Here is a 24,364-nt window from a genome sequence, read left to right on the forward strand (position 1 = left end):
AAATGGGGTCTTCATTCGCAATTCGTCAGCCTCACACCTTCTGCAACTTCACGGCGCATTTCTTGAAGTCGACTTCTTTAGAAAGCGGATCGGTGGCGTCCAGCGTCAGGTTGTTCACCAACTGCGCCGCATCGAAGAACGGCATGTACACCAGCCCTCTTGGCGGGCGGTTACGGCCACGAGTTTCGACGGAGCTGATCACCTCACCGCGGCGCGACAGCACTTTGACCTTGTCACCACGACGCAGGCCACGGCTTTTGGCATCCAGCGGATGGATAAACAACACCGCCTGCGGGAAGGCGCGATGCAGCTCCGGTACCCGTCGGGTCATGGTGCCGGTGTGCCAATGCTCCAGTACCCGACCGGTGGAAAGCCAAAGATCGTATTCGCCGTCCGGGCTTTCCGCCGCCGGTTCAAACGGCAACGCAAAGATCACCGCCTTGCCGTCGGGTTTACCGTAGAAACGCACCGCTTCGCCCGCCTTCACATACGGATCCGTTCCTTCACGGTAGCGCCACAGCGTTTCTTTGCCGTCCACCACCGGCCAACGCAGACCGCGTGCCTGGTGGTAACTGTCGAACGGCGCCAAATCGTGACCGTGGCCACGCCCGAAACCGGCATACTCCTCAAACAACCCTTTCTGCAGATAGAAGCCGACTTCCCGCGCCTCATCGTTGAGCTGGTCCGCCGGGATTTCCGACAGCGGGTACTTATTGACCTGGCCGTTGGCGAACAGCACGTCGTACAACGTTTTGCCGCGATATTCCGGCTTTTGCGCCAGCAGATCGGCCGGCCACACTTCCTCAACCTTGAAGCGTTTGGAGAACTCCACCAGTTGCCACAGATCGGATTTTGCCTCGCCCGGCGCTTTCACCTGCTGACGCCAGAACTGAGTACGACGCTCCGCATTGCCATAGGCGCCCTCTTTCTCCACCCACATGGCAGTGGGCAGGATCAGATCGGCGGCTAATGCGCTGACGGTCGGATAGGGATCGGACACCACCACAAAGTTGCGCGGATCGCGCCAGCCCGGCATCCTTTCTTCATTGATGTTCGGCCCGGCCTGCATGTTGTTGTTACACATCACCCAGTAGGCGTTCAGCTTGCCGTCTTTCAGCGCACGGTCTTGCGCCACCGCATGCAAACCGACTTTCGCCGGGATGGTGCCGGCCGGCAGTAGCCATTTCTGTTCGGCGATTTGGCGGTGTTTCTCATTGGTGACCACCATGTCAGCCGGCAGACGGTGAGAGAAAGTCCCGACCTCACGTGCGGTGCCGCACGCAGAAGGCTGACCGGTCAGGGAGAACGGCCCGCAGCCGGGCTTGGAGATCTTGCCGGTCAGCAAATGCAGGTTGTAGCACAGGTTATTGGCCCACACGCCGCGCGTATGCTGGTTGAAGCCCATGGTCCAGTACGACACCACCTTGATGTTCGGGTCGGCATACAGCTTCGCCAGCGCTTCCAACTGGTCTTCCGGCACGCCGCTCATTTGGGCCGTTTTTTCCAGCGTGTATTCCGCCACGAAGGTTTTGTACTCTTCGAAACTCATCGGCTCGGAGGCATCTGAACCCGGGTTTTTCGCTTTTTTCTCCAGCGGATGCGTCGGGCGCAAGCCGTAGCCGATATCCGTCGCACCGCGGCGGAAGTTGACGTGCCGATTCAGGAAGTCCTGATCCACCGCGTTGTTTTGAATGATGTAGTTGGCGATGTAGTTCATGATCGCCAAATCGGTCTGCGGCGTGAACACCATGCCGTTGTCCGCCAGTTCGAAGCTGCGGTGCTCAAAGGTGGACAACACCGAGACGTTGACGTGCTGGTTGCTCAGGCGACGGTCGGTAATGCGCGACCACAGGATCGGGTGCATCTCCGCCATGTTGGAGCCCCACAGCACGAAGGCGTCGGCCTGCTCGATATCGTCATAGCAGCCCATAGGCTCGTCCATGCCGAAAGTACGCATAAAGCCCACCACCGCCGACGCCATGCAGTGACGTGCGTTAGGATCCAGGTTATTGGAACGCAGCCCGGCCTTGAGCAACTTGGCGGCAGCGTAGCCTTCCCACACCGTCCACTGGCCGGAGCCGAACATACCGACCGCCTCTGGGCCTTTCTCTTTCAAAGCCTGCTTGAACTTGTCGGCCATGACGTCGAAAGCCTGCTGCCAGCTGACCGGGGTAAATTCGCCTTCTTTATGGTACTGGCCGTCTTTCATGCGCAGCAGCGGCTGAGTCAGACGGTCTTTGCCGTACATGATTTTTGGCAGGAAATAGCCTTTGATGCAGCTCAACCCACGGTTGACCGCCGCGTCCGGATCGCCCTGCGAGGCAACGATACGGCCATTCTGAGTGCCGACCAGCACCCCGCAGCCGGTGCCGCAGAAACGGCATGGCGCTTTGTCCCATTTGATAGCGTCAGCACTGCCCGCCACCGCCTGTGCCACCGTGGGAATAGTCAGCCCGGCGGCGGCCGCAGCGGCTACCGCGGCATTAGCTTTCATGAAGTCTCGACGACTGAGTTTCATGGCGTTACCTCACCTTGAGTGTCCTGCTGGTGATAAACCAGCGATACCGCCAGCACGCCGTCCAGATTGCGCACCGACTCAATTTTTTCCAGCAGCCCTTGAGAGCATGCCGCTTGCATCACTACCACCAGCTTGCCGTTCTGCTGATCCTGCGCCGGAATTTCCGTGTCAGCGATCGCCAGCAAGGCCGTGACGAGTTGGGGAAAGCTTTCCGGTCTCGCCTGCACGACCAGACCGCTGACATGCCATTCGCTATTCATCATTATTATTTTCGCTCTGGGTTAAGGTGACGGCGCCGGTCGGGCAACCGGCGACACAGGCGCCGCAGCCGTTGCAGGCTGCCGCATCCAATACCGGCTGCGCCATTTCGCCCAAGCGGGGCCGAAAGCGGATCGCCTGGGGCTCGCAGCTGTCCTGGCAGCTGCGGCACTCCACGCCCCGCTGTGCCAGGCAGGCAGTACCGAATACCGCGTGTTGTCGCCAGGGGGTTTCCGTCAGTGGACGAAACACGGGTTCCGCGCAGGCCTGCGCACAACGCCCGCAAAACGTGCATTCCGCGCGTTGGAAATCAATTTCGGGAAAACCGCCGCTGCCGCTGATGAGCACCCCGGTTTCACAGGCGCGAACGCAGGCCTGACAGCGGGTGCAATCGGTAATAAAAAGGGATCCTTGCCGCGACCACGGGGGACGGATCGCAGCGGTTGGCTGACGCCATTGTCCTCCGAGCAGTTTGCGTCGCGACAATATGGTCATGCTGGTTATCCTTGACATTGCAAACACGGCATCGCGTGTAAATAGAACCTGTTTTTGTATTGTTATTGTTGCTGCTGTGCCCAGTGGGTTTCATCATGCTGACAGGCATAAACCCCTGAGAAAGACGGGGGTAAGATAAGAGGAGCGCGAGGGGTATATAATCCCCCTAAAGGGGTAAATACGGGGGTAGCTTGCGCCAGATCAATCTATTAATGGGGGTCACGGGGTTTTCATCCCCGATCTGCCGTCAAACGCTATCTAGTTGATTATATAACGTAGGTGCTTACCGCTGCGACGAACGACCTGGCGCACAATGCCGCGCATTTTAGTTGCAAAAGTTATAATTTTGCTTTCGAATGAAACCCGGCAATGCCCATTGCCTGCAAGAGAAGGATGAAGGATTGCTTGTTAAACGTTCAGTGACCAGCAGCCTGGCCAAGGCGCTGTTTTGCATTGTGATTCTGTCCGTGCTCTCTACCGGGTTGGCGCTGACCACCGTCGCGGACAGCCTGCGCGATGCCGAAGCGGTCAACATCGCCGGTTCACTGCGCATGCAGAGCTACCGGCTGGCCTATGATCTCACCCGCTCCGCCCCGGAGCTGGAACAACACCTGCTGCAGTATCAGCAGTCTCTGCAGGCCCCGGCATTGCAAAAGCTCGATCGTTTTTATGTGCCTGCGGACGTGCGGGAAAAATACCTGTCGCTGCAGCACGCCTGGCAACCGCTGGCACAGCAAATCCAGGCCGGTCAGTCGGCCGATTATCAGGCCAATATCGCCGGCTATGTTAACCAGATTGACCATTTCGTGTTAGCGCTGCAGCGTTATTCCGAGTTGAAACTGACCATCGTGGCCACCATTAGCGTCGTGGGCTATATCGCCATCATCGGTCTGGTGCTGTTTTGCATCCGCTTTATGCGCCGTCAGGTAGTGGCGCCGCTCAAGCATCTGGTGGACGCCAGCCAGCGTGTGCAACAGCGCGACTTTAACCATCTCCCGTTGGATACCGCACTGCCGAACGAGCTGGGCGTGCTGTCGCAGGCCTTTACCGCCATGTCCGGCGATCTGGCCAAACTTTACCAGTCGCTGGAACAGAAAGTGCAGGTGAAAACCCAGCGCCTGCAGCAGGCGAACAAGACGCTGGAGGTGCTGTACAACTGCTCGCAGGCGCTGAGCGTGCGGCAGATAGATCAGCAGGCTTTTGAGAAAATCCTGCATATCGTGCGTCAAAGTGAAGATTTGCACTGCATCCGCTTAAAAGTGGCGGACAGCCTCAGCGAATGGCAGTTGCACAGCGGTCTCCCTTCGTCGACGCTGGACTGGCAATCGCTGACCATCATCCAGGGCGACAAACCTCTGGGGGAACTGAGCTGGCAATATCAGGAACACCCGCCGCATCCGCACCTGATGCAGAGCGTGGCCAACATGCTCAGCCGCGGGGTTTATTTTAACCGGGCGCAGAAACAGCACATGCAATTCCTGTTGATGGAAGAGCGCGCCACCATCGCCCGGGAACTGCACGACTCTCTGGCGCAGGCCCTGTCGTTTTTACGTATTCAGCTCACTTTGCTCAAGCGCACGTTGGCGGACAGCACCCCCGACGCACAAGAGATTATCGCCGATTTTGATCGGGCTCTGGCCGATGCTTATCGCCAGCTGCGCGAGCTATTGACCACCTTCCGCCTGAACATTCAGGAAGCCGACTTGAACACCGCATTGAACCAATTGTTGGCGCCATTAAAGGTTCTTACCGCAGCGCGGATTCAGTTACACTGTCGGCTTTCTTCCCAGGCGCTTAACGCTCAGCAGCAGGTACATGCGCTGCAAATTGTGCGTGAAGCGGTGCTCAACGCCATCAAACATGCCGATGCACGGGAGATCGTGATTCGCTGTGAGGTCACGGCCGAGGGTGACAACAGGATCAGCATCGCTGACGATGGCTGCGGTATTGCCAGCCTGAATGAACCTGAAGGTCACTACGGGCTGACCATCATGAGCGAACGCGCCGCGCGGCTGGGGGGAACGCTGCGCATCCAGCGGGGTGAGCCAGACGGCACGGAAGTCCGCCTGACATTTCCGCCATAAAACCACGGCCGTTCACCCTTCGTTACGGTTTAACGATGTCCGACGGTCATTTCAGGATGTTTGTGGCGCCAATTGCCACTATTTTATAAGAGTCAGTCCCACTGTGAAGCGTGCTGGACAGCGCGTTTGAGTGGCTTTACTCGCTACAGGGAGCATATTTCATGGTGATGAAGAATTACCGAGTGATGATCGTCGACGACCACCCGCTGATGCGCCGAGGCATCAAGCAGCTGTTGGGGCTGGATCCGCTGTTCAACGTGGTCGCCGAAGCCAGCAACGGCAACGAAGCCATTACTTTCGCGCTGCAGCAGGCTCCGGACGTGATCCTGCTCGATCTGAATATGAAAGGTTTGTCCGGCCTGGACACGCTGAAAGCGCTGCGCAATGAAGGCGTCGATGCGCGGATCATCGTGCTGACGGTATCAGACTCGCGCAACGACGTTTATGCGCTGATTGACGCGGGAGCCGACGGCTACCTGCTGAAAGACAGCGAACCTGAACAGCTGCTGGAGCATATTCGCTCAGCGGCGGAAGGACAAAACGTGATCAGCGACGCGGTGGCGGACTACCTGTTATCCCGCAGTGAACAACATAATCCCTTTGCCGAGTTGACCGAACGCGAGCTGGACGTCTTGCAGGAAGTGGCGCGTGGCCTGTCCAATAAACAGGTGGCGGCGCAACTGCATATTTCTGAAGAGACGGTGAAGGTGCATATCCGTAACATGCTGCGCAAACTGGACGTGCGTTCACGCGTGGCCGCGACGGTGATGTATCTGGAACACCGGAGTCAATAAGACTTCCCCGGCGCGCCGGGGAGGGTTTATTCGATGGCGGCAAGCAGCGCCTGATGATGCTGGTGAACCCAGCTCTTGTTGATCGGCCCCCAGCTTTCCAACTGGTAAAAACCGTCGTTATTGCGCACGCCCTGCTGAACAAACTGCAATGCCACTCCCAAGCCCGGCAAGGCTTTCAACACGTCTTGCAGGGTGCGACGCGGCCAGCCGGTCAATTCCATCAGCCGCGGGACGTTTGGCCGTTCGCTGTGGCTGATTAACCAGCACAGATAAAGACGACGGGCAAATACCGGGTTAATTTCCATGCCTTGCTCCTGCTTTAAGGTGAGTCCTGATGACGTCGCGGGAACCCCAGCGGTCAGGTCCTTGATTGCAATAAAATTGTCTTAATGACGTTTTTAACGGCAATGATGGCAATATTGCGCGTTTATCCTACCGTTATTTACATTATCTCCTTTTTTTCTCCACGCTTTACTCCCACTTCCCGAGTAAAGTGCATAAGCGCCGGAATCCTTCCCAGCCGCTGATAAACGCAATTCTGATGCGTCTTAAAGATAGAACAAGTCACAACGAGGTTCGCGCTGCATGGCCAATTTTTTTATTGATCGCCCGATTTTCGCCTGGGTTCTGGCAATTATTCTTTGCCTGACCGGCGCCTTGGCGATTTTTTCGTTACCGGTGGAACAGTACCCTAACCTCGCACCGCCAAACGTTCGCATCAGCGCCAACTACCCTGGCGCCTCGGCGCAAACGCTGGAAAACACCGTCACCCAAATTATCGAACAGAACATGACCGGCCTGGACAACATGATGTATATGTCGTCACAGAGCACCAATACCGGCCGGGCTACGGTCACGCTGACCTTTGAGGCCGGCACCGATCCTAACGAGGCGATGCAGCAGGTGCAAAACCAGCTGCAGGCGGCCATCAAACGACTGCCGCAGGCGGTGCAGACCCAGGGCGTGACGGTGTCGAAATCCGGCGATACCACGCTGATGATGGTAGCCTTCGTCTCCACCGACGGCAGCATGGACAAACAGGACATTGCCGATTACATCGTTTCCAACCTGCAGGATCCGCTCAGCCGTATCAACGGCGTGGGCAGCATGGACGTCTACGGCTCGCAATACGCCATGCGCATCTGGCTCGATCCCAACAAGCTCAACAGCTACCAGCTCACCACCCAGGACGTGGTCAGCGCGATCCAATCGCAGAATGCGCAGGTGGCGGTCGGCCAGCTTGGCGGTACGCCGTCGGTCGACAAGCAGGCGCTCAACGCCACCATTAACGCGCAATCGCAGTTGCAAACGCCGGAACAATTCAAGCAAATCACCCTGCGGGTCAATCAGGACGGCTCACTGGTAACGCTGGGCGATGTTTCCACCATTGAACTGGGTGGCGAAAACTACGATTACCTCAGCCGCTATAACGGCATGCAGGCCGCCGGCATGAACATCAAGCTGGCGTCCGGGGCCAACGAGCTGCAAACCGATCAGTTGGTTAAAGACAAGATTGCCGAACTGTCGCAGTATTTCCCGCACGGGCTGGAGGCGAAAGTCGCCTATGAAACCACCCCGTTCGTTAAGGCCTCAATCAAAGACGTGGTGAAAACCCTGCTGGAAGCCATTGTATTGGTGTTCCTGGTGATGTACCTGTTCCTGCAGAATTTCCGCGCCACGCTGATCCCCACCATCGCCGTGCCGGTGGTGCTGATGGGCACCTTTGCCATCCTTTCCGCCTGCGGATTCAGTATCAACACCCTGACCATGTTCGCCATGGTGCTGGCCATCGGGCTGCTGGTGGATGACGCCATCGTGGTGGTGGAAAACGTCGAACGCGTGATGAGCGAAGAAGGCTTGCCGCCACGGGAAGCTACGCGCAAATCCATGGGGCAAATCCAGAGTGCGTTGGTCGGTATCGCCATGGTGCTATCGGCGGTATTTATCCCGATGGCGTTCTTCGGCGGCACTACCGGCGCCATTTACCGCCAGTTCTCCATCACCATCGTTTCCGCCATGGTGCTGTCGGTGCTGGTGGCGATGATCCTGACCCCTGCCCTGTGCGCCACCCTGCTCAAACCCATTGCCAAAGGCCACCATCACGGCAAGCGCGGCTTCTTCGGCTGGTTCAACCGCATGTTCAACCGCAACGCCGACCGCTACGAGCGTGGTGTGGCGCGGGTGCTCCATTCCAGCCTGCGTTATATGCTGATTTACGTGTTGCTGCTCGGCGGGATGGCGCTGCTGTTCATCAAGCTGCCGACCTCCTTCCTGCCTCAGGAGGACCGTGGCGTATTCACCGTTCAGGTGCAGCTGCCGCCAGGATCGACCCTGCAGCAAACCACCAAGGTCGTGGAAAAGGTGGAAAACTACTTCCTGACCAAAGAAAAAGAAGATGTGCTGTCGGTGTTCTCCACCATCGGTGCCGGGCCGGGCGGTAACGGACAGAACGTGGCGCGTATGTTTATTCGTTTGAAAGACTGGGAGTTGCGCACCTCAGGTGCCAACAGCTCTTTCGATATCATCGATCGCGCGACTCATGAGTTTAATAAGATTAACGAGGCTCGGGTGATAGCCAGCAGCCCGCCGGCCATCACCGGCCTGGGCAACTCATCCGGTTTCGATATGGAACTGGAAGATCACGCAGGCCAGGGGCACGACAAACTGATGGCGGCACGCGATCAGCTGCTGCAACTGGCTGCGGCCAATCCCCTGCTTTCACGGGTGCGTCACAATGGCCTGGATGACAGCCCGCAGTTGCAAATCGATATCGACCAACGCAAGGCGCAGGCGCTGGGCGTCTCCATCGATGACATCAACAACACGCTGTCGACCGCCTGGGGTTCCACCTACGTCAACGACTTTGTCGATCGCGGCCGGGTGAAGAAGGTTTATGTGCAGGCTGCCGCACCGTTCCGCATGCTGCCCGGCGACATCGACAAATGGTACGTGCGTAACAGCGCAGGCGGCATGGTGCCGTTCACCGCCTTCGCCACCTCGCATTGGGAATACGGCTCACCGCGTCTGGAACGCTATAACGGCAACTCGGCGCTGGAAATTGTCGGCGAAGCGGCTGAGGGCGTCAGTAGCGGTACCGCGATGGCGGAAATGGAGAAAATCGTCAGCCAGTTACCGACCGGCTTCGGTCTGGAATGGACCGCCATGTCCTACCAGGAACGCCTTTCCGGTTCGCAAGCGCCGGCGCTGTACGCCATTTCACTGCTGGTGGTGTTCCTGTGCCTGGCGGCACTTTATGAAAGCTGGTCGATTCCGTTCTCGGTGATGCTGGTGGTGCCGCTCGGCCTGATTGGTGCCGTTGCCGCCACCTGGCTGCGTGGGTTGGAAAATGACGTTTACTTCCAGGTGGGGATGCTGACCATTATCGGGCTGTCGGCGAAAAACGCCATTCTGATCGTCGAATTCGCCAACGAGCTGAATCAAAAAGGGCAGGATCTGATGTCGGCCACGCTGGAAGCCTCGCGCATGCGCCTGCGGCCGATTTTGATGACCTCGCTGGCCTTTATCTTCGGCGTACTGCCGATGACCATCAGCAGCGGCGCCGGCTCCGGCAGCCAACATGCGGTGGGCACCGGGGTGATGGGCGGCATGATTTCCGCTACCCTGCTGGCGATCTTCTTCGTGCCATTATTCTTCGTGCTGGTACGCCGACGTTTCCCAGGCAAGCAACCTATACCCTAAATAATTGGAGTTGCATCGAGGCGGCAACGCAGCGAATCCCCAGGAGCTTACACTAGGGGGTGAGTGAGGAAAGCCAACAAAGATGCAGCTTTAAGTATGACGGGTATTTAGCCACCACAACGGAAGACGCAGGGGAATAACGGACATAAAAAAGCAGCGTCGGGTAACCGATGCTGCTTTATTTCGAACCCGAGGCTCGATCCCAAGGTGTTTCAATGACCAACCAATAAACCAACCTTGCTATCAGCTTTACCGCAGTGTCAGTTACCTAACATCTCATCGATGAAGTCTTTCCAGTTTCCCAACTCACGATCAACCATAATAATTCACAACCTCAATTAATAGACGAAGCGAATTCTACGCCTGTTTTTTGAGCAAGTGAAGCACCTCGGGAACGATGCCACCCGCGAAAACAGGGGACAGTGCACATTTTCGTACTTATCTTATCGAGCAAGAACTACGGCTATTCCCTTCCGATATCAATCCAGCAAATGAGATAGATAAAAGATCTAAACCGACCGCCATTGGCTGGCGGCCGGAGCTTTAACTCAGCGAGATTTAGAAATCAACGCGCAGGCCAAGGTTGTAGTGACGGCCTTCAAGCTGCGGATAAGCGCCCCAATTGGTGGTGCGTTTAGGGGCCGTATCCAAGATGTTATACACGCCGGCCATCACCTGAGTGTGCTTATCCAGGCGATAAATCACGCCGGCATCCAACAAGGCATAAGCGCTATAGCGGGTATGATTACCGGTATCCTCGTTGCGGCTGCGATAATTGACCTTGGACCAAACGTCCAATGCCGAAGCTGCGGCCCACTTGGCGGATAAGTTGGCCATGTGTTTCGGGAAGTCATTCAGCGCATAACCCTTGTTGATACCGTTTTTCTGTTCACTCTTGTTAAACGTATAGTTTGCGCTGAGGTTCAAACTGTCAGTCGCCTGCCAATCGGCATTGAGCTCCACACCGTAGACATTGGCCTTGCCGATATTGAAATATTTATCAATGGAATCGGCGTTATAGCCGTTAACCACGCAAGGGTGATTCTCACTCGCCTCGCAGATGTTAACTTCTGCGATTTTGTCCTTGAAGTCGGTATAAAACACCGTGGCGTCGAGGGACAAATCACGGTTGTTGTTCCAGTACAGGCCCAACTCGGTATTCACGCTGGTTTCCGGCTTCAGCTCGCTGTTGCCCACCGACAGATAGGGATAAGGTGGGTTGCTGCCACGCGGCGTAATGAATTGATCCGAGTTTTCCCGCAGCGAAGGTTTTTTATAGCCGGAAGAGATCCCGCCCTTCAGCGCCCAGGCTTCGTCTAAAATCCAGTTGCCGTAGAGTTTCGGGCTGATGTGGGTGCCGAAGTAGTTGTCCCTGTCCATACGCGCCGAGGTTGTCAGCGAAAAGTCATCGATATTCCACTGCCCTTCGGCAAACAGTGCCCACCCATCACGCGAAATTTTGGTTACCGGATCGATCCCCGGCGTTTTTTTACTGTCGGCGTAGAAATCGTCATTGAGCGTTTCGCGGCTGTAATTGGCACCGACGGTCAGGTTATGTTCCCCCAAACTCAGTTTGGCCTGGCTATTCAGCACATAATTTTCGGTCTGGATATGCTGCGGGGCCAGGCTGACGGAGCGATATACCGATTCGCCTTTCTCATACTGGAAATAACTGGTGGTGGCGACACTGTCATCCGCGTACCACCCCGAATGAGTCAGGCTCAGAGCATCGCGATCGAAGTCCCAGCCCCACGGCGTACCGCCGCCTTTGGCAGAACGGCTGCGTTTTTTCTCTCCTTTGGCCAGGTTCAGATCGAATAGGTTAGTTTCATTGGCGGCAAAGCCGAGCGTCATGTCGAGCGACTTCTTGTTGTTTTTGCTGAAGGCGTTAGGTTTTTCATCTTCACGGCGATCGAGGTAGTCCGCCGACAGGCTGAGGCCCAGTACATCGGGCACCAAGGGCCCCATCAAAAACAGATTGGCTTGTTGGGTGTTACCGAAGTCCTGATGCTGTTGCAGGAAGCTGTTGCCGGCAATCGAGCCAATCCACTCCCGTACGCCAAACGGCTTTTTGGTGATCACGTTGACCACGCCGCCAATGGAGTCGGAACCGTATAACGATGACATAGGGCCACGGATCACTTCAATGCGGTCGATGGCCGCCAGCGGCGGTAAAAAACCGGCTTCGGTACCGATATTCTGACCATACGGGCGCGACTCGCCGGTATTTTGTTTGATGCTGTTGACCATGAACGAGGTGTAACTCGAGTCCATGCCGCGGATCATCACATCGCCGGTCACTTCGCTCCCGGCCCCGTTGCTGACGAACACCCCGGAGACATCCTGCACCGCTTCGGCGACATCCCGGCTGTTCTGCTTTTCGAAGGTCTTTTTATCGATGACGGAGATACTGGCGGGAGCATATTTTTTGTTCTGCTTGAACCCGGAGGCGGTCACCACGACCTGATCCTCTTGCAAGGCATCCTTGTCTTTTTCTGTCCCGCCTTCCTGTGCGTAAACCTGGGGTGCGCACATCAAAGCCAGCGCTATGGCCGTGGCGATGCGGGAGCCCTTTCCCATGGAGGGTTGATTGATCATTTCCTTTCCTAATAAAGCCTGTTTCCGGTGGGTGTTGTCGCCCACAAAGCCTTCCCAAAACGGCTGACGCAATAAAACGCAGTACGCATCAATGCCACCACCAGCGTCGCCATAACGATCTGTAGTTATGATTTTTTATTTACACTTCTTAACAGTCGCCGGGCGAATATAGCGGATATTTTCAGACATTAAAACGAAATGAAAATCATTACATAGTTTAAACATACCGGAAACATCGCCATTCAATAACATGATTTTATAAGGGATATTTAATAACTCATTATATTTCAATGCTAAACAACCATATCCTCATATGATTAATTAAATGATATTGATATTAATAATCAATATCATTAGCATCGGCGAATCGTAAACTGATGTAAAGGAATGTATATGAAGATGCACCTGTCCACTTCAGGCAAAGGTTTCTCCCTCAGCGCCCTGGCGTCTGCCGTGCTGCTGTTGTCTTGTTCAACGCTGGCCGCTGACCTTCCCGAGAGTCAATTTCAAACCAAACCGGTCGGGCACGGCCTGTATGAACTGGCTTTTGATGGCACCAGCAACACCCTGTTTGCCGCCTCTACGCCTTCCTTCGCCAAAGAAAAAAACGGCGGTATCGTCTTTAGAGTCAACCCCGCCACGCTGGCCACCGACGCCAATATCGTCACTAAGCGACGGGCCTTCGCCACCGCATTGGATGAGCAGCGCCATCTGTTGTACATCGGCAACACCGTCGACGGCTCAGTCACGGTGATCGATACCCAGACAGGTAAAGAACTCGCGACTATTCAACTCAATGAAAGCGTGAAAGACGATCAGTTTGTCCCGACGCGCGAACTGCTGCTCGATAAGAAAAATCAGCGCCTTTATGTTTCCGGCACGGCGCAAAAAGGCGTGCTGTGGGTCATTGATACCGCCAAGCGGGAAAAAATTGCCACGCTGGGCAACATGGGTGAATACCCGACCGGCATTGCGCTGGACAGCGAACGCGGCCATATCTATTGCGTTAACGGCCGTGGCGAACTGATTACGCTGGACGCCACCAGCCATAAGATCCTCAAACGCGTGGTGGTCGAACCGACCAAGAAACACTTCTTCCTCAATATCGCTCTGGACAGCAAAACCGGTCGTGCGTTTATCACCGATCCGGATCTGCCAAACGTCCTGGTCGTGGACGTCAACAGCGGGAAAATCCTGCACCAGATTGACGTAATCAATTCTCTGGCGGTGCTATTTAACCCGCTGCGCAGCGAGATCTATATCACTCACCGTGAAGCCAAGCGCATCAGCATCGTCGACAGCAACAGCTATCAGGTGAAAAACAGCATCACTACCCATGCATTGCCTAACAGCCTGGCGCTTTCTTCCGACGGCCAGCAGCTGTTCGCCAGCATCAAGCAGTCCAAGGAAGAGATGGAGAAAAAACAGGATTACCTGATCAAGATTGATCTTGGCGGATTGTGAGGCATCTCCATGGCTAGCTTTATGATTCGCCTCTCCGGCGGCGCACTGTTGTGCGTCCCGGTGATGATGGCGCAGGCGGCAGGCACCGAGCAGACCGCCCACAGCCAAAAAGAAGAAACCCTGGAGGTGGTCGCGTCCCCCTTCAGCGATGACGGCAGCACCGAGAATACCGGCTCCTACACCACCAAACAGATGACCACGGCAACCGGGTTGCCGTTGAGCATTAAGGATACGCCACAGTCGGTTTCGGTGATCTCGCGCCAATTGATTGACGATCTCAACGCCAACTCGCTGAAGGAAATTCTGCGCTGGTCTACCGGCGTCAGTGAAAGCAATTACGATAGTGAACGTTCTTCGTTCAACTACCGTGGTTTCAGCGTGGACAGCTATCAATACGATGGTATCCCTACTTTCTTTGACTCCGGCTATTCCGGCGGGGAATCCGAAATTGACTCGATCACGCTCGATCACGTGGAGATCGTCAGGGGTGCGGCAGGATTGTTGAACGGCGTCGGAAACCCGGGCGCTGCGATCAATCTGGTCAGGAAAAAAGCCTCCAGCCTTTCTCCTTTTGCCCGTACCGAGCTTTCGGCCGGTTCCTGGGATCACTATCGCACCACGATCGATGCCGGTACCCCGCTCAATGATGAAGGTACCGTCAGGGTGCGCGTCGCTGCCTCCGGTGAACGCAGCCACTCTTTCATGGATCGCCATCAAGAACGCAAAGGGACGGTCTACGGGACGTTGGAAGCTGACCTGACCAGCGCCACCCTGCTGCGTCTGGGGGCTGACTATCAGCAAAACCGGCCAAAAGCTTCCACCTGGGGCGGCGCGCTGCCGACCGGCTGGTTCAGCGACGGCAGCGAGATCAACTGGGATCGCCACTACAGCGGGGCTTCTGACTGGTCAAGCTGGGACACCACCCTCAGCACCCAGTTCGCCACGCTGGAACACCAGTTCGCTAACGACTGGAAAGGCGTAGCCAACTACACCCACAACCGTCAGGCCTTCGATGCCAAAATGGCGATGAGCCTCGGCGGCCTGATCGACCCGGACACCTGGGCGGTGAAGCCTTCAACCCCTTACGCCGGGCGCTATGAAGGCTATCGGGATCAGCACGCGGTAGACCTGAAGCTGAACGGGGACTTTCCACTGCTGGGCCGCACCCACAAGTTTGTGGTGGGCAGTTCCTCCGCCTGGCAACACAGCTACAGCACCTATCGCAGTGCCAGTACCACACAGCTGTTTAGCGGCAGCCTGAAGGACTGGAACGGCGGCCTGGGTGAACCTGCGTGGTCAGACAAAATGCCGCAGCAGGATTTCCGTACGCGGCAAATCGGGATTTACAGCAGCGCCGACTTCTCGGTGACGGATCAACTGGATCTGGTGCTCGGTGCCCGCTTCAACAGCTTTAAAAACACCACCACCACCACGGCGAACAAAGTGACTCCGTTCCTGGGGGCGGTGTATAAGCTGACCGATCAGGTCTCTGCCTATGCCAGCTACACCGACATCTTCAAGGACCAGAACTATCTCGACAGCAGCGGCCACTATCTGGCGCCGATCGAAGGGGTCAACAAAGAGGTGGGCATCAAGGCCGCGCTGCTGGATGAGCGTCTCAACGTTTCGCTGTCGGCGTTCCGCATTACTCAGGATAATCTGGGCGTACTGGATGAAAATCCGGAAAACATCAACGCGCTGCAACAGACCTATCATGAGAGTCAGGGCGCAACCAGCAAAGGGGTGGAGTTCGAGCTGAGCGGTGAACTGGCGCAGGGCTGGAATGCCCAGTTGGGCATCACCCATTTCTCCTTGAAGGACAAGGATAAGGTTGATCTCAACACCGAGCAGCCCCGCACCCGCATCACTCTGTTCACCACCTATCAGTTGACGGGTGCGCTGCGCGATCTGACGCTGGGCGGTGGCGCACGCTGGCAGAGTAATGTTTATGCCAACGTCCAGGGCGCCAGCAACGGTGAATTTGTCGAGCGCAAAGCCGAGCAAGGGTCCTACGTGCTGGTCGATGCGATGGCGCGTTACAAGCTGACGCCGCAAACCTCGGTGCAGTTGAACCTGAACAACGTTTTCGACGAGAAATACTACTCGCAGGTGAATTTCTACAGCACCCGCAACTATGGCGAGCCACGTAACGTTATGGTGACGCTGAAGCACGAGTTCTGATCGCCCTACAGTATTAAACGGCCCCCGGATAACGGGGCCGATTTATTTCTAACCGCTATATCCCTTGTATGATGAATTCTTCCGTAGTAGCGTGCCAAAGGTATAAAAAACCCCCATTTCTCTGAGGCCATGTCATGTCCCCTACGCTGACCATCGAACAACTGAAAGAGCTGGGCCGTTATCAAGACGCCACCGAACTGGCGCAGCAGCAGTTGCTGCAACAACCGGAAGACGCGGTGCTGCACTACCAATTAGCCTGTCTGTACGACGTGCAAGGATTCGAGCAACAGGCAATTCCCTGCTACCAGGCCGCGCTGGCGCGCAATTTACCGGTTCCCCAGCGACAGGAAGCCTGGCTTGGCCTGGGCAGCACCTATCGGGCGCTTGGCCTGTATCAGCAATCGCTGGCCACCTTCGACCAGGGGTTGGCCGAATTTCCCGAGGCCAAAGAGATCACCCTGTTTCGCGCCATGACGCTGTACAACCTGGGTGAAACCAAACAGGCGGTGGCCGATTTGTTGGTGCTGTTAGCGGAAACCTCCTCACACAGCGACATCAGCAGTTATCAGCGCGCCATTCGCCAATACGCTGCCGATCTGGACCGTATCGGCTAGGAGGAAAACATGGAAATTGTCACCGATCCAAATCGCTATGGCGTCGACTGGTCGCAATTGGCCGCGCTGTTGGAAGCTGCAGGGCTGGGCCAGCGTGACCCGCAGGTGCTGCAGCGCGTTTACCAACACAGCCAATTTTGCTACTGGGGCTATCGCGACGGCCGATTGATGGCCACCGCCCACGCCATCAGCGACATGACCTCGGTAGCCTATCTGGCCGACGTGGCAATCCATCCGGACTTTCAGGGGCTGGGACTGGGGCGACAGCTGATGGATCGGGTGATGCAGGATTTGGCGCCGCTCGGCAAAGTGTTTATCTACTCGGTTCCCGACAAGCTGGCATTCTACAAAAAATACCGCTTCCGCGAGCTGACCACCGGCATGGTCTATGCGGACAGCGCGGCTTTGGAACGCCTGGAGCAGAATGGTTACCTGCGCACCCCTCTTTAAGGAATGTCCCTTTGATCATAGAGAACAAGCGAGCCGCACAAGATTGTGCAGACATGGATGAGATCCGCGCAGAAATAGACCTGCTGGATGAAAATATTATCACGCTGATCGCACAACGTTTCGCCTATGTAAGGGCGGCGGCAAAATTCAAAACCAGCCCAGATGCGGTGCGGGCCAAAGCACGTTTTGAAACCATGTTATTGCAAAGACGGGCCTGGGCCGAAGAGCAAGGTTTGAGCCCGGAAGTTATAGAAAAAATGTATCGCGATTTGGTCAATTACTTTATCAGCGAAGAGATGAAGCATTGGTCCAAGACCCAAAGTGAATAGAATCTCCATCATCGACCACGAATGGCCGATGGTGAAAAAGAACCTGGGTTATAAGTTGCGACAGGTCAGAGACGAGTAACGGTCCGCTAAGCTACAGCGTCTTCATCATGAAAACGCGGCTGGTGCCCGCCGGCAGGCAGGGTACCTCGCCAAAGCGCGTCCAGCCGTTCAATTCATAAAACTTCGGCGCCTGAAAGCTGATGGTGTACAGCACGGCGGAAACGCAGCCTCTGCGCCGCCCTTCCAGCTCGAAACGGCGCAGCAGTTCGCTGCCCAACCCCGATCCGCGCAGCGATTTTGGCAAATGAAACAGATCCACAAACAGCATGCCCAACGATGAACGTCCGCTGATGCCGCCCAACACTTCACCGCTGGCCGGATCTCGCACCACCACCGCCAACGGGCGACGATCGTTGGTGCCGGTTATCTCGTCGTTATATTGATTCAGCCCGGCTTCGATCAGGGCTTCTATTTCTTCCGTCGCATTTTCGGCAACTTCAATCAGGTATTTTTCCATGCTCATCTTCTTCTTATGTAGGGTGACTGAATAGCGCACTAAGATTAGCAAAATCCGCCGCAATAAATGCGCGCCGTTTTTTTTCAGCTTTTCCCCGGCTTTCAGGCCATTGGACGGTGGAACTCCCCGCCATTTTTCGGCATGCTGGTCGCTGGTTTTCATTTCACCGCCCCTGGCGGTTTACCACCGGCCACACGCGCCGGTGTGGGTTGCAGAGAAGGTTCTTACTCCATGACGTTGACCATGTACGGCATCAAAAATTGTGACACCATCAAAAAAGCACGCCGCTGGCTGGAAGAACAGGGCGTGGCTTATCACTTTCACGACTACCGCGCCGACGGGCTGGACGAACAGCAACTGCGTGGTTTTGTCGAACTTTTGGGCTGGGAACCGCTGCTGAATACCCGTGGCACCACCTGGCGCAAACTGGACGAAGCGCAGCGCAACGCCTGCGATAATGCCGATGCGGCCATCGAACTGATGCTGGCCCAGCCGGCCATCATCAAGCGCCCGCTGCTGAGCGACGGCAAGGGGCATGCTCTGCTCGGTTTCAACGCCGACAGCTATCAGCAATTTATTTCCGAGGTGGCAGCATGACTTGCCCGGTAATCGAACTGGCCCAACAGCTGATCAAACGTCCTTCCCTCAGCCCGCACGACGAAGGCTGTCAGGCGTTGATGATTGAACGTCTTGAAGCCATCGGCTTCACCGTTGAGCCTATGCCTTTCGGTGATACCCTGAATTTTTGGGCCTGGCGTGGCGAGGGGAAAACCCTGGCATTTGCCGGTCACACCGACGTGGTGCCGACCGGCGATGAAAAACGCTGGGACAACCCGCCGTTTGAACCGACCATCCGCGACGGCATGCTGTATGGCCGCGGCGCGGCGGACATGAAAGGTTCGTTGGCAGCCATGGTAGTGGCGGCCGAGCGCTTTGTGGCCGCCAATCCGCACCATCAGGGGCGCCTGGCATTCCTGATCACCTCCGATGAAGAGGCCAGCGCAACCCACGGCACGGTGAAAGTGGTCGAAGCCCTGATGGCACGCAACGAGCGTCTGGATTACTGCCTGGTCGGCGAGCCGTCCAGTACCGAACGCGTTGGTGACGTGGTGAAAAACGGCCGTCGTGGCTCTATCACCGCAAACCTGCACATCCACGGCATTCAGGGCCACGTCGCCTACCCGCACCTGGCGGATAACCCGGTACATCGCGCCATGCCGGCGCTGAATGAGCTGGTGGCGATAGAATGGGATCGCGGCAATGAATTCTTCCCGCCGACCAGCATGCAGATCGCCAACGTGCAGGCCGGTACCGGCAGCAACAACGTGATCCCCGGTGAGATGTTCGTCCAGTTCAACTTCCGTTTCAGCACCGAATCGACCGATGCGACGATCAAACAGCGCGTGGAAGAGCTGCTCGAGCGTCATCAGCTGAACTACAGCATCGAATGGCGTCTGTCTGGTCAGCCGTTCCTCACTGCGCGCGGCGCATTGGTGGATGCGGTGGTTAATGCCGTCGAACATTATTCTGAGCTGACGCCGCAGTTGCTGACCACCGGCGGGACTTCAGACGGTCGCTTCATCGCCCAGATGGGGGCGCAAGTGGTTGAGCTGGGCCCGGTAAACGCCACCATCCATAAGGTTAACGAATGCGTCCACGCGGCCGATCTGCAACTGCTGAGCCGCATGTATCAGCGCATCATGGAGCAATTGATCGCATGATCACGCCAGAAATGCTGACCGGGCGCTCGACCGACCATCTGGCGCCGCTAAGCGGTAACCACCGCATGCAGCCTGCCGCAGTGGCCGCGTTTCTCGCCATGCAGCAAGCGGCGCACGCCGCCGGGTTCAATCTGCAACCCGCCAGCACATTTCGCGATTTTGAACGGCAACAGGCGATCTGGAATGGAAAATTCTGCGGCGAGCGACCAGTATTAGATAAGGACAGCCGACCGATCGACATCACGCCGCTGTCTGACGCCGAGCGCTGCGAAGCGATCCTGCGTTGGTCGGCCTTGCCGGGCGCCAGCCGCCACCACTGGGGCAGCGACCTGGATGTCTATGACCCCACACTGTTGCCCGAAGGGCAAAAGCTGCAGCTGGAACCGTGGGAATACGAACAAGGCGGTTACTTTTACCCGCTCAATCAGTGGATGACGGAACACATGGCCGAATTTGGCTTTTATCGTCCGTTCACCGAAGACGGCGACGGCGTGGCGGTGGAGCCCTGGCACCTGAGCTACCGCCCGCTGGCGCAGGAAGCCGAACATCTGCTGACGCCTGCGCTGCTGTTGGCGGCCTGGAAAGATAAGGATATTGCCGGTGCTCAATGGCTTGAAGCCCATCTGCCAGCGATATTTTCGCGTTTTATACGCGCTGAAGGAAAGGAGTGAATATGGAATGGTTAGCTGACTACTGGTGGATTATCCTGCTGATTCTAGTAGGGATGATCATCAGCGGGATCAAAGAACTACGCCGCGTCGACGTGAAAGGCTATCTGGCCGATAAGCCGAAGCTGCCGCCGCACCGCGATAACAACGCCGAGTGGGATGACGAAGACGACTGGCCGAAGAAAAAATGACATCAGGGCGCATTATGCGCCCTGAAGCTTATTTAAAGGCGATCAAGTCGCCGCGCTTGCCGAACATAGCCTCTTCCCAGTAGCGCTGCGGCACGTAGTAATGCAGCCGTTCAAGCGCGCTGTCCATCATGTCCTGATTGATGGCATGCCCCACGCCCTCTTCCACGTCCAGCGTAAAATCGACGCCGTTGGCCTGCAGCCTTTCCGCCGCCGCCTGGGCATGTTGCACCGAAATCACCGCATCCTGCTCACCGTGGATAAGATGCACCACGCTGTCACCGAACGCCTGGTCGGGCAGACTGGCAAAGCGCCCGCTGAAAGCCACCACGCGGCCGGCCAATTTAGGCTCCGCCTTCAGAGCTTCCAGCGCCATGATAGACCCCTGAGAGAAGCCCACCAACGCCGTGCCGGCGTCATTCACGCCGCTGTGTTGCTGCCAGTAACGCACGGTTTCAATAAACAGTGGCATCACTTCAGCAATGCGCTCAACGCGATTTTCTTCGGTGACGTCCTGCACTGAAAACCACTGGCGGCCGCTGCCGTTACCAAAAGCAGAGGGGCCACCCACGCTGACCACCAGCGCCTGCGGGAATTCTTTAGCGAAATAACGGCCAATTTCCCCCATTGCCACCGGGGTATCGCCGACACCGTGAAACAGCAGGATCAGCTGCGCAGCCGGTGTTGCCGGGCTCTGGACAACGAAATGCTCATGTTTCATCGGTGACTCCTCGTGTGATTAAGATCCTGTCCGGCGCCAGACGCCCCGGTTTCTGCCAGCTACTATACGCCGCTGAGAAATCAGGAAAATCGGGTTTTATTGAGCAACATCTTCAATTTATTGCAACGACTGGGCCCACGCTTTCCAGCGCAGACCGTGCTGCGCATCCAGCTGTTCGAGCGCCAGTCCTGCCTCGTGTCGCCAGCGGCGCAGCAAGGCTTTCTGCCCGCTAAACCCTAGCCGTTCCACGCAGACTGCTGGCGCCAGCGACTGCTGCAGATGCATCCGCAGTGCGGGCAATGATAGCGTACTGGCCAACAGTAAGCGTTGCAGTGCCCCGAGGCTGGCCTCCAGCGGCCGATGCGCGAAGGCAAATCCTGCCAGCTCACGCCAGTCGTCCTCCCCTAGCTGCGTATCGCCGTCGTCTCCGGGGATCTCTATTTGCAGATCAATACGCGGCTGCAACCAGCGCCAGTCACGTGCCAGGTGTTTATGGGCGGCATGGCGCAACGCCTCGCCCTGTTCGCTCAGCGGCAGGATCGCCATCGCGGTGTAACAACCACTGCTGGCCTCCGTCTTGCTGCCGATGCGTGCCAGTTCAAAACCGCAAGATTGCCAGAAACGCCACAGCGGCTCGGTATAGCCAAAGCTGACCGAGAGATAATCCAGCCCCTGTGCTTGCTGGCGCTGCTGAGCAATGAGATCGCGGGCAATGCCCTGTTGACGCAGTGCGGGTAACACCGCAATGCGGGTGATGCGCCGCGAACGTAGCGTAGGTGCCCACCACTGGCCCCCGTGCGCCGCCAGCGATTGTGCCACCAGGTTGCCACGCGGACGCCGTCGACCGGCCCAGACTTCGTGTGCCAGTTCGGCGCTCAGCCCGCCTTCTTCCACCAGCCACAGGGCGCCGACAACCTCATCGTCTACCTGAGCCAAACCAAAGTGCATGCCCGGCGCATCCATCAACCGCCGTAAGTCCAGTGGTGAAGTACGGTAATGGGCACTGCTCAACAAAGCGTAAAAACGCGCTAACCTTTGCGGATCGGCGCACAGCATGGCTTGCTCAGCCCCGCTGATGCTCACCGGCTTATCCGTTACCTGCCAGCAGGGTTGCTCGTTAAACAGCAGCGCGTTATCTATAATGCGCTCCAGCGCATCGCCCTGCGCCCAACGCATCGGTTGATCTAACCCCAATGGCTGGAACGCGGGCAGTCCGGCGCAGAATTTCAGTAAAAAACCCCGGCCGGTGCCTTCATAACCCTGCACCGTGGTGGTCAGCAAAACGCGCGGGAAATAGCTCACCAACTGCTGCAACAGTGGGCCAGGTATCGCCGCCGCTTCGTCCACCAGCAACCACCCAACGTCGCTGACGTCCTGTTCGCGGCAATGGGCCAACAGCGCATCCGGTGCCCAGAATTGCGCACGTCCCTGCGCCCATTCGGCGGCGACTTCGGTGGCGGCGCGGCTCGGTCCGACCAACCAGCAGGTCTGCGAGGTGTTCGCCACCAGCATCCCCGCTACCGTTGACTTGCCGCGACCGCGTGCGGCGGTCAAAACCCAAATGCCCGACGCCGCGCTCAGTAATTGCGCCAGCAGCCGCTGCTGCTCGGCGGTGGGTTGGCCGTCTGGTGCCTGCCACTGTGGACGCAGCGGCAATGGCGCCAGCGTCAGCGCCTCACCCTGCCGCCAGACGGTGACTTCGCTGTCCGCCGTCAGATGCCGCTGCAGATGATGAATAAAATTTGGGGTGGTGATCGGTTGTGGGCAATCGCTCCAGCGCAGGCTGTCGTCATCCGGTTGCTGAGGCCACTGCTGCCACGGCGGCGTCAGCAACAGCAGCCAACTGCCGGCTCGCAGCGTGCCCGACAGCGCGGCCAGAGCTTCAACGTCCAGCCCTTTCGTCGCATCAAATACCGCGTGCTGGCGCTCTTGCCCCAGCAGCGTCCGCACCGCACCGCTCGCCAAGGCCTGCAGGCCCGGCGGCGGGTTTTCCCCTACCCACGGCCAGTCACCCGGCAGGGTACTCGCCAGTTGTAGCGCCTGCTGGCGACACCATTGCGGCTCGCCACTGATCACCAGCAGGCGCCTGATGCCCTGCTGCTGCATAAGTTGTTGCATTGCCAGTAACATAACCGTGGATCCAGACCTGAAAAAAATGCCGGAGTCAGGCTCCGGCATGGCATGTTAACGGGATGCGAAGGTATTGCAGGTGTTCGGATCGCCGCTGTCGAAGCCCTGTTTAAACCAGGTGTAGCGCTGCTGCGAAGTACCGTGGGTGAAGCTGTCCGGCACCACCCGTCCCTGCCCTTGCTGCTGCAAACGGTCGTCGCCGATCGCCTGCGCGGCGTTCAATGCCGCCTGCAAGTCGCCCTCTTCCAACATCTGCTGTTTCTCGGCGTATTTGCCCCACACGCCGGCAAAGCAGTCTGCCTGCAGTTCCATTTTCACCGACAGGCGGTTCACTTCCGCCTGGCTGGCACCCTGCTGCATTTGGCGCACTTTCGGCTCGATACCCAGCAGGTTCTGCACATGGTGGCCGACTTCGTGCGCCACTACGTAGGCCTGGGCAAAGTCACCGCCGGCACCCAGCTTGGTTTTCATATCCTGATAGAACGACAGGTCGATATACACCGTTTTGTCACCCGGGCAATAGAACGGCCCCATCGCCGCCTGGCCGGTACCGCAACTGGTGCGCGTTACGCCACGATACATCACCAGTTTGGGCGGCTGATAGGTTTTGCCCATACGCTGGAAAACTTCTTTCCAGTTATCTTCGGTAGACGCCAGCACCACCGAGGTAAATTTAGCCAGTTCATCGTCTTTTGGACTGATGCTGGCGCTTTGTTGCTGAGTTTGCGGGCTCACGTCCCCACCGTTCAACAGCGGCGAGAGATCGATGCCGTAATAGCCGGCCACCAACACCACCACCAGAATGGCGATACCGCCTTTGCCGCGAGGAACACGAAAACCGCCACCGCCGCCACCCAGACCTGAAGACTGCCCGCGACGATCCTCAACATTGTCACTTTCCCGACGCCCTTGCCAACGCATAAATAAACTCCAGA

Annotated in this window: 22 protein-coding genes; 12 read left to right on the forward strand and 10 right to left on the reverse strand. The window is 57.1% G+C overall.

Going from position 1 to position 24,364, the window contains the following annotated elements; genetic code table 11:
- Positions 1 to 31: 31 nt before the first annotated feature.
- Genes napA through napF form a run of 3 tightly spaced genes read right to left on the reverse strand, consistent with a single transcriptional unit; the run spans position 32 to position 3,271 of the window.
- Positions 32 to 2,518, reverse strand: coding sequence for a nitrate reductase catalytic subunit NapA (napA, locus tag H0S68_RS17830; protein WP_046372967.1), 2,487 nt, complete (start codon positions 2,516 to 2,518; stop codon positions 32 to 34).
- A complete protein-coding gene (napD, locus tag H0S68_RS17835; protein ID WP_020828032.1) occupies positions 2,515 to 2,781 on the reverse strand; it encodes a chaperone NapD in 267 nt (88 codons plus the stop codon). The genes napA and napD overlap by 4 nt, the downstream gene beginning before the upstream one ends.
- Complete coding sequence (napF, locus tag H0S68_RS17840) at positions 2,771 to 3,271, reverse strand: ferredoxin-type protein NapF (RefSeq protein WP_020828033.1); 501 nt, start codon at positions 3,269 to 3,271, stop codon at positions 2,771 to 2,773. The genes napD and napF overlap by 11 nt, the downstream gene beginning before the upstream one ends.
- A 401-nt stretch (positions 3,272 to 3,672) precedes the next feature.
- On the opposite strand from napF, the gene narQ reads away from it, so the two are divergent.
- Positions 3,673 to 5,355, forward strand: a complete 1,683-nt coding sequence (narQ, locus tag H0S68_RS17845; protein WP_046372966.1) for a nitrate/nitrite two-component system sensor histidine kinase NarQ — start codon at positions 3,673 to 3,675, stop codon at positions 5,353 to 5,355.
- Between the two features lie 161 nt (positions 5,356 to 5,516).
- Positions 5,517 to 6,149 carry a two-component system response regulator NarL gene (gene narL / locus H0S68_RS17850; protein ID WP_020828035.1) on the forward strand — a complete coding sequence of 211 codons (633 nt, stop codon included), beginning with the start codon at positions 5,517 to 5,519 and terminating at the stop codon, positions 6,147 to 6,149.
- A 26-nt stretch (positions 6,150 to 6,175) separates the two neighbouring features.
- Here the strand turns inward: narL and H0S68_RS17855 are convergent, their stop codons facing one another.
- On the reverse strand, positions 6,176 to 6,454 hold the full coding sequence (locus H0S68_RS17855; protein ID WP_020828036.1) for a helix-turn-helix domain-containing protein: 279 nt from the start codon (positions 6,452 to 6,454) through the stop codon (positions 6,176 to 6,178).
- A gap of 280 nt (positions 6,455 to 6,734) precedes the next feature.
- Here H0S68_RS17855 and acrD point away from each other — a divergent pair, with 280 nt between their 5' ends.
- Complete coding sequence (acrD, locus tag H0S68_RS17860; RefSeq protein WP_046372965.1) at positions 6,735 to 9,848, forward strand: multidrug efflux RND transporter permease AcrD; 3,114 nt, start codon at positions 6,735 to 6,737, stop codon at positions 9,846 to 9,848.
- A 260-nt stretch (positions 9,849 to 10,108) separates the two neighbouring features.
- On the opposite strand, the gene ypfM is transcribed toward acrD, so the two are convergent.
- Complete coding sequence (ypfM, locus tag H0S68_RS17865; RefSeq protein ID WP_100396732.1) at positions 10,109 to 10,168, reverse strand: protein YpfM; 60 nt, start codon at positions 10,166 to 10,168, stop codon at positions 10,109 to 10,111.
- Positions 10,169 to 10,406: 238 nt separating this feature from the next.
- On the reverse strand, positions 10,407 to 12,446 hold the full coding sequence (locus H0S68_RS17870) for a TonB-dependent receptor domain-containing protein (RefSeq protein ID WP_142814709.1): 2,040 nt from the start codon (positions 12,444 to 12,446) through the stop codon (positions 10,407 to 10,409).
- 393 nt (positions 12,447 to 12,839) lie between these two features.
- Between H0S68_RS17870 and H0S68_RS17875 the strand changes: the two genes are divergently transcribed.
- The 5 genes from H0S68_RS17875 to H0S68_RS17895 all read left to right on the forward strand — a co-directional run bounded on the left by H0S68_RS17875 (position 12,840) and on the right by H0S68_RS17895 (position 17,484).
- Positions 12,840 to 13,910 carry a YncE family protein gene (locus H0S68_RS17875; RefSeq protein ID WP_115058311.1) on the forward strand — a complete coding sequence of 357 codons (1,071 nt, stop codon included), beginning with the start codon at positions 12,840 to 12,842 and terminating at the stop codon, positions 13,908 to 13,910.
- A 9-nt stretch (positions 13,911 to 13,919) separates the two neighbouring features.
- The gene (locus tag H0S68_RS17880; protein ID WP_046372962.1) at positions 13,920 to 16,091 is read left to right on the forward strand and encodes a TonB-dependent siderophore receptor; all 2,172 of its coding nucleotides are present in this window, start codon (positions 13,920 to 13,922) and stop codon (positions 16,089 to 16,091) included.
- A 134-nt stretch (positions 16,092 to 16,225) separates the two neighbouring features.
- Positions 16,226 to 16,705: a tetratricopeptide repeat protein gene (locus tag H0S68_RS17885; protein ID WP_410528886.1), complete on the forward strand. Its 480-nt coding sequence runs from the start codon at positions 16,226 to 16,228 to the stop codon at positions 16,703 to 16,705.
- Positions 16,706 to 16,714: 9 nt separating this feature from the next.
- On the forward strand, positions 16,715 to 17,155 hold the full coding sequence (locus H0S68_RS17890; protein WP_130016629.1) for a GNAT family N-acetyltransferase: 441 nt from the start codon (positions 16,715 to 16,717) through the stop codon (positions 17,153 to 17,155).
- A gap of 11 nt (positions 17,156 to 17,166) precedes the next feature.
- Positions 17,167 to 17,484, forward strand: a complete 318-nt coding sequence (locus H0S68_RS17895; RefSeq protein WP_122079980.1) for a chorismate mutase — start codon at positions 17,167 to 17,169, stop codon at positions 17,482 to 17,484.
- Between the two features lie 91 nt (positions 17,485 to 17,575).
- Here the strand turns inward: H0S68_RS17895 and H0S68_RS17900 are convergent, their stop codons facing one another.
- The gene (locus H0S68_RS17900; protein ID WP_122080661.1) at positions 17,576 to 18,001 is read right to left on the reverse strand and encodes a GNAT family N-acetyltransferase; all 426 of its coding nucleotides are present in this window, start codon (positions 17,999 to 18,001) and stop codon (positions 17,576 to 17,578) included.
- A gap of 231 nt (positions 18,002 to 18,232) precedes the next feature.
- Here H0S68_RS17900 and H0S68_RS17905 point away from each other — a divergent pair, with 231 nt between their 5' ends.
- Genes H0S68_RS17905 through H0S68_RS17920 form a run of 4 tightly spaced genes read left to right on the forward strand, consistent with a single transcriptional unit; the run spans position 18,233 to position 20,581 of the window.
- Positions 18,233 to 18,598: an ArsC family reductase gene (locus H0S68_RS17905; protein ID WP_046374994.1), complete on the forward strand. Its 366-nt coding sequence runs from the start codon at positions 18,233 to 18,235 to the stop codon at positions 18,596 to 18,598.
- The gene (gene dapE / locus H0S68_RS17910; RefSeq protein WP_142814706.1) at positions 18,595 to 19,722 is read left to right on the forward strand and encodes a succinyl-diaminopimelate desuccinylase; all 1,128 of its coding nucleotides are present in this window, start codon (positions 18,595 to 18,597) and stop codon (positions 19,720 to 19,722) included. The genes H0S68_RS17905 and dapE overlap by 4 nt, the downstream gene beginning before the upstream one ends.
- On the forward strand, positions 19,719 to 20,393 hold the full coding sequence (locus H0S68_RS17915) for a M15 family metallopeptidase (RefSeq protein ID WP_046372959.1): 675 nt from the start codon (positions 19,719 to 19,721) through the stop codon (positions 20,391 to 20,393). The genes dapE and H0S68_RS17915 overlap by 4 nt, the downstream gene beginning before the upstream one ends.
- Before the next feature lie 2 nt (positions 20,394 to 20,395).
- Entirely contained in the window at positions 20,396 to 20,581 is a 186-nt protein-coding gene (locus H0S68_RS17920) for a YpfN family protein (protein WP_020828048.1), read from the forward strand.
- A gap of 28 nt (positions 20,582 to 20,609) precedes the next feature.
- Here H0S68_RS17920 and ypfH read toward each other — a convergent pair whose 3' ends face one another.
- The 3 genes from ypfH to H0S68_RS17935 form a co-directional block, all read right to left on the reverse strand.
- Positions 20,610 to 21,299, reverse strand: coding sequence for an esterase (ypfH, locus tag H0S68_RS17925; protein WP_020828049.1), 690 nt, complete (start codon positions 21,297 to 21,299; stop codon positions 20,610 to 20,612).
- Positions 21,300 to 21,416: 117 nt separating this feature from the next.
- Positions 21,417 to 23,429 carry a tRNA(Met) cytidine acetyltransferase TmcA gene (locus H0S68_RS17930; RefSeq protein ID WP_262256095.1) on the reverse strand — a complete coding sequence of 671 codons (2,013 nt, stop codon included), beginning with the start codon at positions 23,427 to 23,429 and terminating at the stop codon, positions 21,417 to 21,419.
- 54 nt (positions 23,430 to 23,483) lie between these two features.
- Positions 23,484 to 24,350: a neutral zinc metallopeptidase gene (locus H0S68_RS17935; RefSeq protein WP_012146218.1), complete on the reverse strand. Its 867-nt coding sequence runs from the start codon at positions 24,348 to 24,350 to the stop codon at positions 23,484 to 23,486.
- Positions 24,351 to 24,364: the final 14 nt, after the last annotated feature.

The sequence above is a fragment of the Serratia sp. AXJ-M genome (genome assembly GCF_046531865.1).
Classification (GTDB): Bacteria; Pseudomonadota; Gammaproteobacteria; order Enterobacterales; family Enterobacteriaceae; genus Serratia; species Serratia liquefaciens.

Bases quoted from the DNA above. Each gene is read 5' to 3' on its own strand.
- ypfH (WP_020828049.1), bottom strand. From the start codon at position 21,299: ATGAAACATGAGCATTTCGTTGTCCAGAGCCCGGCAACACCGGCTGCG.
- napF (WP_020828033.1), bottom strand. From the start codon at position 3,271: ATGACCATATTGTCGCGACGCAAACTGCTCGGAGGACAATGGCGTCAG.
- H0S68_RS17880 (WP_046372962.1), top strand. From the start codon at position 13,920: ATGGCTAGCTTTATGATTCGCCTCTCCGGCGGCGCACTGTTGTGCGTC.
- H0S68_RS17870 (WP_142814709.1), bottom strand. From the start codon at position 12,446: ATGATCAATCAACCCTCCATGGGAAAGGGCTCCCGCATCGCCACGGCC.
- napD (WP_020828032.1), bottom strand. From the start codon at position 2,781: ATGATGAATAGCGAATGGCATGTCAGCGGTCTGGTCGTGCAGGCGAGA.
- napA (WP_046372967.1), bottom strand. From the start codon at position 2,518: ATGAAACTCAGTCGTCGAGACTTCATGAAAGCTAATGCCGCGGTAGCC.
- H0S68_RS17915 (WP_046372959.1), top strand. From the start codon at position 19,719: ATGATCACGCCAGAAATGCTGACCGGGCGCTCGACCGACCATCTGGCG.
- H0S68_RS17855 (WP_020828036.1), bottom strand. From the start codon at position 6,454: ATGGAAATTAACCCGGTATTTGCCCGTCGTCTTTATCTGTGCTGGTTA.
- H0S68_RS17920 (WP_020828048.1), top strand. From the start codon at position 20,396: ATGGAATGGTTAGCTGACTACTGGTGGATTATCCTGCTGATTCTAGTA.
- H0S68_RS17900 (WP_122080661.1), bottom strand. From the start codon at position 18,001: ATGGAAAAATACCTGATTGAAGTTGCCGAAAATGCGACGGAAGAAATA.
- H0S68_RS17875 (WP_115058311.1), top strand. From the start codon at position 12,840: ATGAAGATGCACCTGTCCACTTCAGGCAAAGGTTTCTCCCTCAGCGCC.
- H0S68_RS17905 (WP_046374994.1), top strand. From the start codon at position 18,233: ATGACGTTGACCATGTACGGCATCAAAAATTGTGACACCATCAAAAAA.
- acrD (WP_046372965.1), top strand. From the start codon at position 6,735: ATGGCCAATTTTTTTATTGATCGCCCGATTTTCGCCTGGGTTCTGGCA.
- H0S68_RS17930 (WP_262256095.1), bottom strand. From the start codon at position 23,429: ATGTTACTGGCAATGCAACAACTTATGCAGCAGCAGGGCATCAGGCGC.
- H0S68_RS17890 (WP_130016629.1), top strand. From the start codon at position 16,715: ATGGAAATTGTCACCGATCCAAATCGCTATGGCGTCGACTGGTCGCAA.
- narL (WP_020828035.1), top strand. From the start codon at position 5,517: ATGGTGATGAAGAATTACCGAGTGATGATCGTCGACGACCACCCGCTG.
- H0S68_RS17885 (WP_410528886.1), top strand. From the start codon at position 16,226: ATGTCCCCTACGCTGACCATCGAACAACTGAAAGAGCTGGGCCGTTAT.
- H0S68_RS17935 (WP_012146218.1), bottom strand. From the start codon at position 24,350: ATGCGTTGGCAAGGGCGTCGGGAAAGTGACAATGTTGAGGATCGTCGC.
- dapE (WP_142814706.1), top strand. From the start codon at position 18,595: ATGACTTGCCCGGTAATCGAACTGGCCCAACAGCTGATCAAACGTCCT.